The following is a 403-nucleotide window of genomic DNA, read 5'->3' on the forward strand; positions in this document are numbered from 1 at the left end:
GGCTACTGGCCGCTGATCGCGGCGCTGTTCGTGATGGGCCTGGGCATGGGCGGCACGATGATGCCGATCATGACCGCCGCGCTGGCGACGCTCTCGGCGCGCAACGTGGCCCGCGGCTCGACCTTCCTCAACATCACCCAGCAGGTCGCGGCCTCGATGGGCACGGCGCTGTTCTCGGTGCTGCTGACCAACGGGTTCAAGGACAGCCCGACGATCGCGCTCGGCACGGCCTTCAACGCGCTGCAGGACTCCCCGCAGCGCCTGGCCGCCTTCCTCGAGCAGCAGGGCCTCGCGCCCTCCGACCTGGCCGGCCTGCAGGGCCGCGTGGTCGCGGAGATGGCCGACACCTTCGGGTTCGTGTTCTGGGTCGCGACCGGGCTGGTCGCGACCCAGAACACGAACC

At 70.7% G+C, this 403-nt stretch carries 1 pseudogene; it reads left to right on the forward strand.

The annotated features are described in order from the left end of the window. A pseudogene (locus DF216_RS10895) lies at positions 1-403 on the forward strand (hypothetical protein); the annotation flags it as partial.

It is taken from the genome of Streptococcus oralis (assembly GCF_004127215.1).
Taxonomy (GTDB): Bacteria; Bacillota; Bacilli; order Lactobacillales; family Streptococcaceae; genus Streptococcus; species Streptococcus oralis_BD.